14 protein-coding genes are annotated in these 14,673 nt (G+C 35.2%); 8 read left to right on the top strand and 6 right to left on the bottom strand.

The window, feature by feature from the left end; genetic code table 11:
• Positions 1-41: 41 nt before the first annotated feature.
• Entirely contained in the window at positions 42-1,628 is a 1,587-nt protein-coding gene (gene nadB, locus ACFOUY_RS05570) for an L-aspartate oxidase (protein WP_378959487.1), read from the bottom strand.
• A 395-nt stretch (positions 1,629-2,023) separates the two neighbouring features.
• Between nadB and nadA the strand changes: the two genes are divergently transcribed.
• The 3 genes from nadA to thiL all read left to right on the top strand — a co-directional run bounded on the left by nadA (position 2,024) and on the right by thiL (position 5,523).
• Positions 2,024-3,076, top strand: coding sequence for a quinolinate synthase NadA (gene nadA, locus ACFOUY_RS05565; protein WP_378959486.1), 1,053 nt, complete (start codon positions 2,024-2,026; stop codon positions 3,074-3,076).
• Positions 3,077-3,087: 11 nt separating this feature from the next.
• Entirely contained in the window at positions 3,088-4,320 is a 1,233-nt protein-coding gene (locus ACFOUY_RS05560) for a dicarboxylate/amino acid:cation symporter (RefSeq protein WP_378959485.1), read from the top strand.
• 162 nt (positions 4,321-4,482) lie between these two features.
• A complete protein-coding gene (thiL, locus tag ACFOUY_RS05555) occupies positions 4,483-5,523 on the top strand; it encodes a thiamine-phosphate kinase (RefSeq protein WP_378959484.1) in 1,041 nt (346 codons plus the stop codon).
• An 80-nt stretch (positions 5,524-5,603) separates the two neighbouring features.
• Here thiL and ACFOUY_RS05550 read toward each other — a convergent pair whose 3' ends face one another.
• Positions 5,604-6,977 carry a DNA recombination protein RmuC gene (locus ACFOUY_RS05550; protein ID WP_378959483.1) on the bottom strand — a complete coding sequence of 458 codons (1,374 nt, stop codon included), beginning with the start codon at positions 6,975-6,977 and terminating at the stop codon, positions 5,604-5,606.
• 116 nt (positions 6,978-7,093) lie between these two features.
• On the opposite strand from ACFOUY_RS05550, the gene purU reads away from it, so the two are divergent.
• Positions 7,094-7,933 carry a formyltetrahydrofolate deformylase gene (gene purU, locus ACFOUY_RS05545; RefSeq protein ID WP_378959482.1) on the top strand — a complete coding sequence of 280 codons (840 nt, stop codon included), beginning with the start codon at positions 7,094-7,096 and terminating at the stop codon, positions 7,931-7,933.
• A 50-nt stretch (positions 7,934-7,983) separates the two neighbouring features.
• Here purU and ACFOUY_RS05540 read toward each other — a convergent pair whose 3' ends face one another.
• A complete protein-coding gene (locus ACFOUY_RS05540) occupies positions 7,984-9,120 on the bottom strand; it encodes an NAD(P)/FAD-dependent oxidoreductase (RefSeq protein ID WP_378959481.1) in 1,137 nt (378 codons plus the stop codon).
• An 84-nt stretch (positions 9,121-9,204) separates the two neighbouring features.
• Between ACFOUY_RS05540 and ACFOUY_RS05535 the strand changes: the two genes are divergently transcribed.
• Positions 9,205-9,900, top strand: coding sequence for a zinc metallopeptidase (locus tag ACFOUY_RS05535; protein ID WP_378959480.1), 696 nt, complete (start codon positions 9,205-9,207; stop codon positions 9,898-9,900).
• A gap of 523 nt (positions 9,901-10,423) precedes the next feature.
• Here ACFOUY_RS05535 and apaG read toward each other — a convergent pair.
• Together apaG and dusB are read right to left on the bottom strand one after the other, a co-directional pair.
• The gene (gene apaG / locus ACFOUY_RS05530) at positions 10,424-10,810 is read right to left on the bottom strand and encodes a Co2+/Mg2+ efflux protein ApaG (RefSeq protein ID WP_378959479.1); all 387 of its coding nucleotides are present in this window, start codon (positions 10,808-10,810) and stop codon (positions 10,424-10,426) included.
• A 37-nt stretch (positions 10,811-10,847) separates the two neighbouring features.
• Entirely contained in the window at positions 10,848-11,855 is a 1,008-nt protein-coding gene (gene dusB, locus ACFOUY_RS05525; protein ID WP_378959478.1) for a tRNA dihydrouridine synthase DusB, read from the bottom strand.
• Between the two features lie 45 nt (positions 11,856-11,900).
• Between dusB and ACFOUY_RS05520 the strand changes: the two genes are divergently transcribed.
• From ACFOUY_RS05520 to ACFOUY_RS05510, 3 genes are read left to right on the top strand one after another with little or no spacing between them, the layout of a single operon-like run.
• Entirely contained in the window at positions 11,901-12,827 is a 927-nt protein-coding gene (locus tag ACFOUY_RS05520; RefSeq protein WP_378959477.1) for a CPBP family intramembrane glutamic endopeptidase, read from the top strand.
• Positions 12,808-13,014 (top strand): putative signal transducing protein, encoded by a 207-nt coding sequence (locus tag ACFOUY_RS05515; RefSeq protein WP_378959476.1) that lies wholly within the window; start codon positions 12,808-12,810, stop codon positions 13,012-13,014. The genes ACFOUY_RS05520 and ACFOUY_RS05515 overlap by 20 nt, the downstream gene beginning before the upstream one ends.
• Before the next feature lie 46 nt (positions 13,015-13,060).
• Positions 13,061-13,870 carry a phosphatidate cytidylyltransferase gene (locus ACFOUY_RS05510; protein WP_378959475.1) on the top strand — a complete coding sequence of 270 codons (810 nt, stop codon included), beginning with the start codon at positions 13,061-13,063 and terminating at the stop codon, positions 13,868-13,870.
• Positions 13,871-13,958: 88 nt separating this feature from the next.
• Here ACFOUY_RS05510 and ACFOUY_RS05505 read toward each other — a convergent pair whose 3' ends face one another.
• Positions 13,959-14,621 carry a class I SAM-dependent methyltransferase gene (locus ACFOUY_RS05505; protein WP_378959474.1) on the bottom strand — a complete coding sequence of 221 codons (663 nt, stop codon included), beginning with the start codon at positions 14,619-14,621 and terminating at the stop codon, positions 13,959-13,961.
• Between the last annotated feature and the right edge of the window lie 52 nt (positions 14,622-14,673).

The raw sequence follows: 14,673 nt of genomic DNA, 5'->3' as shown, positions 1-14,673 counted from the left end.
GAATACTTATGAGTGCGATTCAACAGGCTAATCATAAAAATTTACAAAACAGTATCTACCAATTCATCAGCATGATTCGGATAATCTGTAGTATAATGCAATCCCCTACTCTCTTTACGTTGCATAGCCGATTTAATTACTAAATAAGCAGTTTGAATTACATTTCTCAACTCACAAAGTTTAACAGAAACCTTATTCTTTTTATAAAAATCTTCAGTTTCCTGGTAGATTAAAAACAAACGACGGTGTGCCCTATCTAACCTAAAATCAGAACGTACAATACCCACATAATCACCCATTACTTTCTGTAATTCTCTAAGATTATGAGTCACCAAAATATCTTCATCAGTTTGTGTTACGCCTTTAGAGTCCCATTCTGGAATGTTATCAGGAATAATATTCTTTTTAAAATTTTCAATTGCATCCTGATAAATACGATGTGCAAATACAGTAGCCTCCAATAAAGAATTAGAAGCCAATCGATTAGCACCATGTAAACCTGTAGATGAGCATTCTCCACAAGCATATAAATTTTTAATTGATGACCGACCGTATTCATCAACCAAAACTCCTCCACACATATAATGTGATGCAGGTGTAACCGGAATAAAATCCTTAGTCATATCTATACCAATAGATAAACACTTGGCATATATATTAGGAAAATGCTTTAAAATATCAGCCTTATTACGCATTGTAATATCTAAATAAACAAAATCATCACCAGATTTCTTCATTTCATTATCTACTGCTCGTGCAACTATATCACGCGGAGCTAATGATCTACGTTCATCATATTCATGCATAAATTCTTCCCCATTCTTACGACGAAGAACACCTCCAAAACCACGAACTGCCTCCGAAATTAAGAAAGATGGGTACTCTCCAGGATGATATAATGCAGTTGGATGGAATTGAATAAACTCCATATTCCTCACTTTTCCTTTTGCACGATAAACCATCGCCATACCATCGCCGGTTGCAATTACCGGATTTGTAGTGGCAGAATATACATGTCCGGCACCACCAGATGCCATCACCGTAACATTTGCAACAATCTTTTCCACATCGTTAAGCTCTGTGTTAAAGGCATATATACCGTAACAGTTAATAACTTCGGTACGTTTGTCCACAAACTCCCCAAGGTGATGCTGGGTAATTAACTCCAATGCAAAGTAATGTGTTAATATCTCTATATTCGGATTCTCGTGAATCTCCTTTAAAAGTACACGCTCAATCTCATAACCAGTGATGTCTTTATAGTGTAAAACACGATGTTCAGAGTGACCACCTTCCTTAGCTAAATCATAGAAACCAGAGTTGTCTTTATCGAAATTTATACCGTAGTCAATAATCTCTTGTATACGTTGAGGCCCCTCTTTTACAACGATTTCCACAATTTTCTCGTCGCATAATCCATCTCCCGCTATCAAAGTATCGTCTATATGTTTTTCAAAAGAATCATCTTTATCTACTACAACAGCAACGCCACCTTGAGCGTATTTTGTGTTAGATTCATCCTCATTAGACTTGGTAACAATTAAAACCTTACCAAACTTGGCAGCCTTAAGTGCAAAACTTAAACCTGCTATACCTGAACCAATTACCAGAAAATCTACTTTTCTCATTTAAAAAACATTTACTTTATCAACGGTGTTGATAACTATAGAACAACTGTTAGCTTTATGTAGAAATAATGCTAACAAATAAATTTGAATGTTTAAAGCTACTCTAAAAAGACAATTTGCCACAATCTTTTACCCAATTTTTAAGCACATTTGTATAAGTAATTAACTTTTCAGTCACTTATAAACAATTAACATTCCAGTATTGATAAAATTTGAGACCTTTTTCGATAGTGCTGTAAATCAATCTTATCATATTACAAAAATGTAATCTAAATGTTAGTAAACGATTAACAACTTACATAAGAGAACTTTTTTTAGAAACTTGCCAACAATACTAACACACTAATAAACAAACAAGATCTATTTATTTAAAATAACTTATTAATTATTGAGACGTGGAAAGCTTTATCTTTGGACAACGTCAAACTTCAAAAAAGGAAAATTTAAAAATGAACATAGATGTCTTAGAAGAAATTAACAAAAAAGGATTTGTAGAGGAAGATATCGACCCTACACTTGACCTCTTTGTTGAGATTGAAAAATTAAAGAAAGAAAAGAATGCGATTATTTTAGCGCATTATTATCAAGAACCTGATATTCAGGATATTGCTGATTATATCGGAGATAGTTTAGGACTATCTCAAGAAGCTGCAAAAACTGATGCCGACGTAATTGTATTTGCTGGTGTCCATTTTATGGCCGAAACAGCTAAGATTTTATCGCCTACAAAAAAGGTTTTATTGCCCGATGTTAAAGCGGGCTGTTCTTTGGCCGATAGTTGTCCACCTCACTTATTTAAAAAATTTAAGGAAAAATATCCCGACCATTTGGTGATTACTTATGTGAATTGTACAGCTGAGTTAAAAGCACTGAGTGATATCGTTTGTACATCCACAAATGCTGTTCAAATTGTAGAAAGTTTGCCAAAAGACCAGAAAATTATCTTCGGTCCGGATAGAAATTTGGGTGCCTGGGTTGCAAAAAAAACAGGTAGAGATTTAGTGCTTTGGAATGGAGCTTGTATGGTTCATGAAATTTTTTCTCAGGAGAAAATCACCAAATTGAAAGAACGCCATCCAAATGCAAAGTTTATTGCTCACCCAGAATGTGAAGAGCCTGTTTTAAAAATGGCTGATTACATTGGTTCTACAACTGGATTGTTAAAATATGCCATTTCTAATCCAGCAACAGAATTTATTGTTGCTACAGAAAGTGGAATTATTCACCAGATGGAAAAAGCTTGTCCGGATAAAACTTTCATTCCGGCACCACCAAATAACAGCTGTGCTTGTAACGATTGTCCGTACATGAAGAGAAATACTTTAGAAAAACTATATTTATGTCTTAAAAATAGTTCTCCGGAAGTAACTGTACCTGAACATATTATCGAGCAAGCTCGTAAACCAATTCAACGTATGCTTGATATTTCGGCAGAGTTAGGATTATAGACACTTTCACAATGAAAATAAACAACATTCTTAAAAATTATTCAGGCTTATTATGGCTTTTGGTAGGAATTACCACTGGAAGTATAGTAGGCTTAATTTTTGGGAAAAGTGTTGAAAGTATAAAACCATTAGGTGATATATTCTTGAATTTGTTATTTACAGCGGTTATTCCGTTGGTGTTTTTTGCGGTTTCATCTGCAATTGCTAATATTGATAGGTCGAAAAAATTGGGGAAATTATTAACTGTAATGGTTTTGGTTTTTCTTGCAACTGTTTTAATATCAGCAATACTAACATTAGCTGCCACTTGGATTTTCCCTATTCATCAACAATTAGGAACAAGTAATTTACCTGCAGAAACCGAAAAAATTCAATCTGTTGGAGAACAGATGACACAGCTTTTAACCGTTGGAGAATTTTATGAAATTGGTAGTAGAAAAAATATGCTGGCGCTGATTATTTTTTCAGTTTTAGTTGGATTTTCTACACTTTATGCCGAAGAAGCTGGCGATGGTTTTAAGAAATTTTTGGTATCGGGAAATGAAGTGATGAAAAAACTCATCATCTTGATTATGAAATTAGGGCCAATAGGTTTAGGTGCTTATTTTGCTTATCAGGTTGGTGTTTTCGGACCGCAACTTTTTGGAACTTATGCTAAAGCTCTGGGCTTATATTACGGAGTTGGTGCATTTTATTTCGTTGTATTTTTTACTTTATACGCTTTTATTGCGGGTGGTTTTAAAGCCATAAAAGTATTTTGGAAAAATAATATCGTTCCTTCTTTAACATCAGTAGGAACTTGTAGTAGCATTGCAACTATACCTGCAAATTTAGAAGGAACAATGAAAATGGGTGTTCCGGCTTACATTACAAATGTGACTATTCCACTAGGTTCAACCTTGCATAAAGATGGTTCTAGTATAAGTTCCATCATAAAAATAGCAGTGGTTTTTGCTATTTTTGGAAAAGATTTAGTTCATGTAGATACGATAATTTTGGCATTAGGGATTACTGTTTTGGTAAGTATTGTAGAAGGTGGAATTCCAAATGGTGGTTATATAGGTGAATTATTAATGATTTCTGCTTACCAATTACCGCCCGAAGCTTTGCCACCAGCAATGATTATTGGAACCTTGGTCGACCCAATGGCAACTTTGCTGAATGCTACTGGAGATAATGTTGCTGCTATGCTAATTGCCAGGTTTACAGAAGGAAAAAACTGGATGGAAAGTAAAATACCATAGTAATAAAAAAAGAAGATGTAGAAAAAACGTCATTGCAAGGCACGAATCAATCTAAAAATTAAAAAAGTCAGTGGTAGTTGGCTTCTATCAATAAAATAAGAGGAAGCACCTCTTATAAAAAAAAATAATTTAATTAAAAAGCCCTTTAGTGGTCGTAATATTATGTTTGAAAATAAAGAACGTACAGATATTAATGAGTTAGGTGAGTTTGGTTTAATAAAACACCTAACCAGTAATTTTAAAATTAGAAATGATTATTCGGTAAAGGGTGTTGGCGATGATGCGGCTGTGTTGGATGCAAAAGGCAAACAAATATTGGTTTCTACCGATTTACTTTTAGAAGGAATTCATTTCGATTTGGCTTATGTTCCGCTTATGCATTTAGGCTATAAAGCGGTACAGGTTAATCTATCCGATATTTACGCGATGAACGGTAAAGCAAGTCAGATAACGGTTTCACTTGGTTTATCTAGTAAATTTCCATTAGAAGCAGTAGAAGAAATTTACAAAGGCATTGAATTGGCTTGTAATAAATTCAACATAGATTTAATTGGCGGCGATACTTCTTCAAGTAAGCAAGGTTTAGTAATTAGCATTACCAGTATTGGCTACGCGGATTCTGATAAGGTAACGTATAGAAATGGTGCTCAGGAAAATGATTTGCTTTGCGTTTCTGGCGATTTAGGTGGTGCTTATGTTGGTCTTCAAATTTTGGAAAGAGAGAAGTTAATCTATTTAGAGAACCCACAAATTCAGCCAGATTTAGAAGGAAAAGATTATATCATAGAAAGGCAATTAAAACCGGAAGCAAGAATGGATATTGTTGCACTTTTGGAAGATATGGATATTAAACCTACTTCCATGATTGATATTTCTGATGGTTTGGCTTCTGAAATATTGCATTTGGCTACCGAAAGCGACAAAGGAATTACCATTTACGAAGACAAAATCCCGTTAGACCCAATGACTTATGAAACAGCTAGAGAATTGGGAATTGACCCAACCGTTTGTGCTTTAAGTGGTGGCGAAGATTATGAATTGCTATTTACCATCAGCCAGGAAGATTACAAGAAACTAAAACACGATGTAGATATCACCGTTATCGGGCACGTTACTGATAAAAATTCGGGTTGTAAAATGGTTTCAAAATCGAATAATGTTCATGAGTTAAAAGCACAAGGTTGGAATGCTTTTAATAAGTAGTAATTAACTCGTCATTGAGAGGAACGAAGCAATCTGTTTCATATAAGATTGCTTCGTTCCTCGCAATGCCAACTTTTTTATTACTCTTCCCCATCCAAATACTTCAAGTCAATCTGCTTAGTTGTTTTTGCGCCAAGTTTTTTAATCTTCTCTGAAGTGTTCATTAAATTTCCAGAACCTTCAGATAACTTATTTAAAGCCTTATCGTAAGCATCTTGTCCATTTTTAATATGCTTGCCAATGTTTTCCATATCCGTAACAAAGCCAACAAACTTATCGTACATGCTTCCGCTTAAACGGGCAATTTCCATAACATTTCGGTTCTGTCTTTCCTGTTTCCATATACTGGCAATGGTGCGTAAAGTGGCCAGCAAAGTAGAAGGACTTACGATAACCACTTTTTTATCCCAGGCAAAATTAAAAAGCTCGGCATCTTTTTGCACGGCAATGCTGAAAGACGATTCTATCGGAACAAAAAGTAAAACAAAATCGGGAGAGTTTATTTTATACAAATCCTGATAATTTTTGGAGGATAGCTCTTGAATGTGATTCTTAATGGAAGCCAAATGCTGTTTTACATAGCCTTCACGCTCTTCATCGGTTTCGGCAGATATGGAACGCTCATAAGCAACTAAACTTACCTTAGCATCAACAACAAGATGTTTATCGTCTGGTAAATCTATAACCACATCGGGTTGGTATCTACTGCCTTCGGCCGAAGTATGAGAAGCTTGAATGCGATATTCCTGGTCACGCACCAATCCCGAACGCTCCAACACCTTTTCTAATATTACCTCACCCCAGTTTCCTTGCTTTTTATTATCACCTTTAAGCGCTTTAGTCAGGTTATTTGCATCTTCCTGAATCAGTTTGCTTTGAATTTGAAGTTCAGAAATAACACCTTTTAAAATATTACGTTCATCAGACTCAGCTTTATAAACCTTTTCTACCTTATCCTCAAAAGCTTTAATATTTTCTTTAAGCGGATTTAAAATAATATCAAGATTGGTTCTATTTTGCTCGATAAACTTTGTCGATTTTTCTTCTAAAATCTTGTTTGCAATCAATTCAAAATCTTTATTAAACTTTTCCTGATTTTGTTCAAGACTAGCTTTTTGCTCAATTAATTTTTCTTTTTCGGCAATGTAAAATGAACGAGTACTTTCCAGTTCGCGGTTTGCATCCGCTAACCTATCGCGTTCGCCTTGTAATTCATCAATTAAACGTTGTTGCTCCTGTTTAAGTAAAATAGTAATATGTTCTTTTTCTGCCGATAAATTAGATACACGTTCATCAGCTTTGGCTAAGGCAATCTTTAATATTTCGTTATCTAACTTTAATTTTTCAAAATCTTCTACAGAAATCAAAGAGATGGCTGCTTGTGGCTTTTTAAAAAGTAATACGACTAAAACAACCAAAATAACGATTAGTAAAGCGATACCGACGATTTCCATAATGATAAAAATTTTAGTAAAAATGAAGATTAAAAACAGATATACCAAAAAATATTAGTTAATATGAGCTACGTATAAAGAAAAAAATTTATATAATTGAGCTTTATATAATGCAAATGAACGAATTAACAATTCTTATTTCTTGTACTGACCAGGTTGGCTTGGTAACTAATATAACCAGGGTTTTGGCTACTCATCAATTCAATATTATAGCCATGCGAGAATTTGTGGATGAGCCAAATAAGGCTTTTTTTACAAGAATTGCCTGTACCGGGGTTTTCGAAGAAACTGACGAGCTTAAAGAAAAATTGTTAGAGAATTTGCCTAATGATGCAAAAGTTAATCTCATAACAAAAAAGGAAAAGCAAATTGTTGTTTTAGTAACTAGAGAATACCATTGCCTGGCTGAAATTCTAATAAAAAATCAATTTAAAACTTTGGGTGCAAATGTTATGGCTGTAATTGGTAATTACGAAGAATTGAGAGGTTTTACCGAAAAACTTGGCATTCCATATTTTTATGTTTCTCATGTTGATAAAGAAAAAAGCCAATTTGAAGATAAGATTAAAGAAATTATCAATCAATTCGATGCCGATTATTTAGTTTTGGCAAAGTTCATGAGAATTTTATCAGCAGATTTTGTAAAAGATTATGCAGGAAAAATAGTTAACATTCATCATTCGTTTTTGCCCGCATTTATTGGTGCAAATCCGTATCGGCAGGCTTTTGAGCGTGGCGTTAAAATTATTGGTGCAACTGCTCATTTCGTAACCAATAATTTAGATGAAGGCCCGATTATAACACAACACACTACCCATGTAGACCATAATTTCGGCGTTAAAGAAATGGTAAGAGCAGGAAAAGAAATAGAGAAAAAAGTATTACTAGAAGCTTTAGAACTTATTTTCGAAGACCGGGTTTTTGTTAATGGAAATAAAACGATTGTGTTTAAGTAATAGCCTTATCACGAGGAACAAAGCTACTTATTGTACAATAAAAACTAAGATTATAAGCTATTCAATACCAACTCTGCTACGTCTGCGCCAGTTTGCGAACCCATTGCCACGCCCATTCCATTGCATCTTACAGCGCAAAAAACATTTGGCCTGGCTTCGGTAATTATTGGTTCGAGCTGTTTGCCAAAAGCCATAATACCGCTCCAATGCTGCTCTATTTCAAAATCTGTTTCAGGCAAAATAACTTCGTGGAGCAAATTTTCCAAAGCAAACTGAATCTTTTCTGTCTGTCCAAATTCGGTTGTTTCTTCAGTTTTAAAATCTAAGTTTCTTCCTCCGCCCAACAAAACTCTTCCATTTATATTTCTGAAATAATAATAACCCTTATCGTAATGAAAAGTACCTTTCAACTTTAGGTTTTTAATAGGCTTGGTAATTAAAACTTGCCCACGACCGGGTGTAACATCTAGATCAGGTATTAATGTATTTATGAAAGCATTAGTTGTAACTATCGTTTTTTTACATTCAAAATTTCCTTCTTTGGTTTTAATTAAAACAGCAGAATTTTCGGAAATAATTTCTTCAACCTTACAATTATTAAAAATTGTAATGCCAACTTGCTGTGCATATTGAAGCAAAGCAAACATCATTTTTCCGGTATCTATTTGCGCTTCATATTGGTTATAAATTAGACTTTCAACACCTTTAAATCCAAAGTTCCTAATCCTTTCATTTTTTAAATCAAAAGCGTTTAATCCAATTATAGGTGCAATAAGCTGATTAAAATGTTCAATTTTAGATACACACTGTTCAGTCAAATCAACGGCACTTTTTTTAAATAATTCATAACCACCTAAAACCTGGTAATCAATAGATTTATCATCCAATAAACTTCTTAACTTTAATAAACCTTTCCAACGTTTCTCAATCAACATTGCCAAACCACTTTCACCACAGATTTTTTCTTGCTCAATCAGTTCAGAAAGACTGCCAAAACAGGCAAAACCTGCATTTTTTGTACTTGCACCAGATGGTAAAAAACCGCTTTCCAAAACCGCTATTTTTAAAGAAGGCGAAGAATTTTTAAGGTGAATTGCGGCATTTAAACCAACTATTCCACTACCAATTATAATTACATCATAATTAAAAAATGAAGCCTTTTCCCAGTAAGATAATGCGTTAGCCATAGAATAAAAATAGCACATTTTCATTGCCTTCCAATATGGGAACGCTTTTTGATATACAGCCTATTGAAAAACATACACAAAGAAATGGGAATCTATTTAATTATAATAGTCCCGGTATTATTACTGAGCATGTTTGTACAATGGCGTTTTAGAAATAAATTTTCTAAGTACGCAGAAATGCAACTGAGTTCAGGCTTATCGGGTAAGGAAGTAGCGGAGCGAATGCTGCATGACAACGGCATATTCGATGTGAAAGTGATGAGTACCGAAGGTCAACTTACAGACCATTACAATCCATCAGACAGAACGGTTAATTTAAGTACCGATGTTTATTATAGCAGAAGCGTTGCAGCTGCAGCAGTTGCGGCACACGAGTGCGGACACGCCGTACAACATGCTAAATCGTATACATGGCTAAATTTACGTAGCACAATGGTACCGGTTGTAAGCATTTCATCGAATTTACTACAGTGGGTTTTGCTTTTGGGCGTAATGTTACTTGTATTTGCAATAACTCCGGTTGTTTTGGCAATTGGTGTTGTTGGTTTAGCATTAGTTACCATATTTAGCATTATTACGCTACCAGTTGAATTTGATGCAAGCAACAGAGCATTAGCCTGGTTAAAAAACAATAACGGTGTAATGCAAACGCAGGAAGAAAATGCACAAGCTAAAGATGCACTTTGGTGGGCTGCCATGACTTATGTTGTTGCTGCAATTGGTGCGCTGGCAAACTTACTTTATTACGCATCTATGCTGTTTGGAAGAAGCAGAGATTAAAATATTTTCATCTACTTATGAAAATTGAAAAGCGGTTCGGAATTAATTTTTCGGCCGCTTTTGCATTTAATGGTTTCAATTAATATTTTTTTGAAGCGCAAAGGTTGTGGAGCTTAGGTTGGTTCAGTCCCGCCAATACTGCAATCTTTTGGTTAAAGACTTTGCTAACTGAAAGGTTTAGCAACCAAAAGTATTTCCGTGTATGTCGGGGCTAGTAATTAAAGTAATTTTCGTTATTGAATCTGCTCATTTCCTTCATTTTGATCTTTAGAAGAAATCTATTAATATGCTATTTGAAAGGATTTTTACGTTTCTCTACGCTCCAGTCGAAAAGACGACGAGGGTTAGAAAAATAACCTATGAAAAAGAAATGTGAATTTTTAAACCCGATAGAGCCAAATAGCCCCGGAGTTGAGGAACGAAGCGAGAACTATGGGCGATAGCGGGACTGATGGCCGCAAAGAAAACACAAACGCTCATTTTCCAAAATTGAAAAAGCCATAAAACTTTTTAAAGGAAAAACTTAATTTAATTTATAAGGTGCGATAAGCTGAAATTCAGGAATATCAACATCAAATTCAGCATCGTCTACAAGGCGTTTCATAAGATATTTGCCTTGCATACTTCCCATATCGGTTTTTAAGTTACAGCCAGAAACGTAAACGTGACTTTCGCCGGGCGCTATAACTGGCTGTAGACCAACAACGCCTTCGCCTTCAACTTCGCGACGACTACTATTAGAATCGAATATAGACCATTGGCGACGCATTAATTGCACCGGATAATCAGAAAGATTAGAAATTTCTACGCGGTAAGCGAACATAAAATGCTCATTAGCCGGGTTTGAATATTCGGGCTGATATATAGTTTCTACTGAAACTTTAACTCCATCTGTAATTGCTGTAGCCATGATGATTTATACGAATGTACAAAAAGCATTTCAAAAATCAAGCCAGTTGATTAGCAGGATCATAGTTGGCAAATTTTTCTGCCACTTCTTCTAAAATGCTGTAAATGTTGGCAATATCTCCTTCGGAAACCAAACGCATGCGGTAAGGTTTAAAATCGGGTAAGCCTTTAAAATAATTTGCGTAATGACGACGCATTTCAAAAATTCCGGTTTTTGGACCTTTCCACTCTAAGGATTTCTCCAAATGTGTTCTGCAAACAGAAATTCGTTCGTCAATTGTTGGGCCTGCCAAATGTTCACCAGTTTTAAAGAAATGTTTAACCTCACGGAAAATCCATGGATAACCAATCGCTGCTCTGCCAATCATAATTCCATCAACCTCATATTCCATGCGCCAGTTTGCAGCCTTCTCTGGGCTATCAATATCGCCATTTCCAAAAATTGGAATTTTAATGCGTGGATTTCTTTTAATTTCGCGAATTAACGACCAATCTGCTTCGCCCTTATAAAGTTGTGCCCTGGTTCTACCGTGAATAGTTAAGGCTTGAATGCCTACATCCTGAAGACGCTCTGCAACTTCGTAAACATTTTTGGTATTATCATCCCAACCTAAGCGAGTTTTAACGGTTACTGGCAAATGAGAAGCTTTAACAACTGCTTCTGTCATTTTTACCATCTTATCAATATCTTGTAAAAGACTGGAACCTGCGCCTTTGCAAACTACATTTTTAACCGGGCAACCGTAGTTTATATCAACTAAATCTGGTCCGGCGGCCGATGCAATTTCCGAAGCTTCACGCATGTGTTCTATATCTCCACCAAAAATCTGAATCCCTATTGGGCGTTCATATTCGAATATATCGAGCTTTTGAATGCTTTTGGCCGCGTCTCTTATCAGTCCTTCGGAAGAAATAAATTCGGTGTACATCATATCTGCACCATTCTGTTTGCAAACAAAACGGAACGGCGGGTCGCTAACATCCTCCATCGGAGCAAGCAATAACGGGAAGTCTCCTAAATCTATATTTCCTATCTTAACAGACATTTTCTATCTTCAACGATTAATAATAAACACGCAAAGGTACAAATAATGAACGTTGTAACACCTAATAAGGAAGAAATCAACCCTTTCCTGCAATTACTTTTACTTTTAATTTACGCAATTGTTGGCGCAGTAGTATTTTCGATAATATCACTTGTACCGATTGTAATCATTCATGGGTTTCAAATTCTTAGCAACTTTGGGGTTATTACTTCGGGAGATGCGAAGTACACAAATGCCTTAAAGATACTTCAGATTTGCACATCAATAGGGATGTTTGTATTGCCTCCAATTGCTTTGGCTTTAACAAATCGGATAAAAATAAATCAATTTTTTGGACTTAAAAGCCCAAAGTTTTTACTGTTAATGCTGGTTTTAGTCATTATGGTTATTTCTATGCCACTTATGGAATGGACTGCGGTTTGGAATCAGAAAATGGTTTTACCAGACGGTTTGAAGTGGCTTGAAAACTGGATGAAAGAAAGCGAAGAATCGGCAATGAAAATGACGATTCAACTTTTAACAATGCGTAATAATTGGGATTTCATAGTTAACCTGGTCATGATTGCTGTTTTACCCGCTATTGGCGAAGAATTAATGTTTAGAGGCGGTGTTCAGCGGTCGATAAATAAAATGTTTGGAAACCATCATGCAGCCATCTGGATATCGGCGATTATTTTTAGCGCTATCCACATGCAGTTTTATGGTTTTGTACCAAGGTTACTTTTAGGCGCAGGTTTTGGATATTTATATTATTTCAGCGGAAGTATTTGGTACGCAATGTTAGCGCACTTTTTAAATAATGCCTACGCAGTTTGCGCCGCTTTATATATGCAAAAACACAACATGCCATTGGATAAAGCAGATGAACCAGTTGGTTTTCCTTGGTATGGCTATTTAATTAGTGCAATATTAACCATAGCTTTGTTTAAATTTTTTAAAGATACAGCACAACGTGAACGAAAACTGGGTTAAAGTATACACCACCGGCGATGCATTTGCAGCCGAAGTATTAAAACAAGGATTAGCTGAAGAAGATATTCCTGCGGTTGTAATCAACAAACAGCTATCTGCTTACAATATTGGCGAAATAAATGTTCTGGTGAATAAGGTAGATTTCGATAAAGCAATTGAATATATTGTTAAAAACGAAATCGAATAAACAGGCATTATAAGCTTTTATCTTACAACTTATCTTTTAATAATCGATGAAAACCCGGGCAATAACCGCTTTCTTTTTTACAATTGTAATGCTTGCTTCCGTTTTTTTAGGAACATATGTTTTTACAGCATTTTATCTGCTTTTAAGTCTTTTATCGCTCTTCGAGTTTTATAAATTAATTAAAAACTCCGGAATTAGACCACACAGAAATATAGGTTTAGCTGCAAGCGCTTTAATATTTTTAATGGCTGCTGGTTTACATTATTTAGATTACGATGTTAAATACCTTTTGCTTTGTATTCCATTAATTTTCTCGGTTTTTATAACAGAACTTTATAAGAAAAGCAAAATTCCGTTCGCAAATATTTCATACACTTTTGTTGGCTTTGTTTATGTAACCTTTCCGTTTTGCTTTTTCCACGCATTGGGCTTTTTAAGCGATTGGAATACATTTAATTTTCATTTTCCTTTAGCTTTCTTATTGATGCTTTGGGCAAATGATACCGGCGCTTATATGTTTGGTGTAAAGTATGGTAAGCGTAAACTATTCGAGCGCCACTCACCTAAAAAAAGCTGGGAGGGTTTTTTTGGTGGAATGCTCACCGCGGCTTTAGTTGGTTACGGTTTATCTTATTTATTTAAAGAAACAACACCTACTGTTTGGGTTGGTATGGCTATTTTAATTGCCAGTTTTGGTACGCTTGGTGATTTAGTAGAGTCGATGCTTAAACGTAGCTTAGATACAAAAGATAGTGGTGGTTTATTGCCTGGACACGGTGGCTTGCTGGATAGATTTGATGGTTTATTATTGGCAGCACCAGTTGTTTACGCGTACTTATATTTGGTTTTGTATTAATATCGCTTTATATTCATCCAGGTCTGTATCCTCACAGGCATAAAAAATTACGGTGTGTGAGGACACAGGCATGGAAGACGCTGAAAACTTATCCGCAAACAATAGTATGATAATTTCTGGTGACTAATCCTCCAGAATTACTTTGAATTTCTTCTTTGTTCACCTCTGATTTTACAATTCTGAAGCCTCCAATTTTTAACAAAGAAATTGCTTCTTCCTCATCATATAATGTAAATCCGTATTTAGTAAAAGGCAAACTTTGCATAAAAGTTTTATCGGCGAAGCAAAGCACAAATAGTCCATCTCGTCTTATAACACGTTTAATTTCTGCAAGATATTGAGCTGGGTTTTTCCAGAAATAGATTGTATTTACCGTGAAGACTTTATCAAATTTATTATCCTCAAATGGAATAGATTCTCCATTGCTTAGCTGAAAACAAGCCTGATTTTTCTTTATAAAAGATTCGTTGATTCGCTGCGCTTCGGTGATGATGGTTTCAGAAATATCAATTCCAAAATAGGTTAACTCTTTTGCTTTTTTAAGAAGATAAGATATATGCCCACCATTACCGTGACCAATTTCCAGTATAGTTTGCCCATCTAGAACACTTAATGCATTGATGGAACTTTTGGTCATACCGATGTTGTTAATATTCATCACTTCTCCAGTTTTGATGCCCTGGTCACCATCCGGGCAGCTTAATTGTCTGGCAATTTCTTGAAAGTAAGCTTCTGAAGGTTGATTTTCCATTATGCAATTTAACAATATGGTAGCAATGAATATTTATACTTAGCGAAAGATT

The organism is Pedobacter jamesrossensis, from assembly GCF_042650905.1.
Classification (GTDB): Bacteria; Bacteroidota; Bacteroidia; order Sphingobacteriales; family Sphingobacteriaceae; genus Pedobacter; species Pedobacter jamesrossensis.
Note: the sequence above shows the minus strand (reverse complement) of the source record. Positions and strands in the feature narration are given on the sequence as shown.

Excerpts from the sequence above, each read along its gene's own strand:
- ACFOUY_RS05550 (WP_378959483.1), bottom strand. The coding sequence starts at position 6,977 with ATGGAAATCGTCGGTATCGCTTTACTAATCGTTATTTTGGTTGTTTTA.
- ACFOUY_RS05520 (WP_378959477.1), top strand. The coding sequence starts at position 11,901 with ATGAACGTTGTAACACCTAATAAGGAAGAAATCAACCCTTTCCTGCAA.
- ACFOUY_RS05560 (WP_378959485.1), top strand. The coding sequence starts at position 3,088 with ATGAAAATAAACAACATTCTTAAAAATTATTCAGGCTTATTATGGCTT.
- apaG (WP_378959479.1), bottom strand. The coding sequence starts at position 10,810 with ATGGCTACAGCAATTACAGATGGAGTTAAAGTTTCAGTAGAAACTATA.
- ACFOUY_RS05535 (WP_378959480.1), top strand. The coding sequence starts at position 9,205 with ATGGGAATCTATTTAATTATAATAGTCCCGGTATTATTACTGAGCATG.
- thiL (WP_378959484.1), top strand. The coding sequence starts at position 4,483 with ATGTTTGAAAATAAAGAACGTACAGATATTAATGAGTTAGGTGAGTTT.
- dusB (WP_378959478.1), bottom strand. The coding sequence starts at position 11,855 with ATGTCTGTTAAGATAGGAAATATAGATTTAGGAGACTTCCCGTTATTG.
- purU (WP_378959482.1), top strand. The coding sequence starts at position 7,094 with ATGAACGAATTAACAATTCTTATTTCTTGTACTGACCAGGTTGGCTTG.
- ACFOUY_RS05540 (WP_378959481.1), bottom strand. The coding sequence starts at position 9,120 with ATGGCTAACGCATTATCTTACTGGGAAAAGGCTTCATTTTTTAATTAT.
- ACFOUY_RS05510 (WP_378959475.1), top strand. The coding sequence starts at position 13,061 with ATGAAAACCCGGGCAATAACCGCTTTCTTTTTTACAATTGTAATGCTT.
- nadB (WP_378959487.1), bottom strand. The coding sequence starts at position 1,628 with ATGAGAAAAGTAGATTTTCTGGTAATTGGTTCAGGTATAGCAGGTTTA.
- ACFOUY_RS05505 (WP_378959474.1), bottom strand. The coding sequence starts at position 14,621 with ATGGAAAATCAACCTTCAGAAGCTTACTTTCAAGAAATTGCCAGACAA.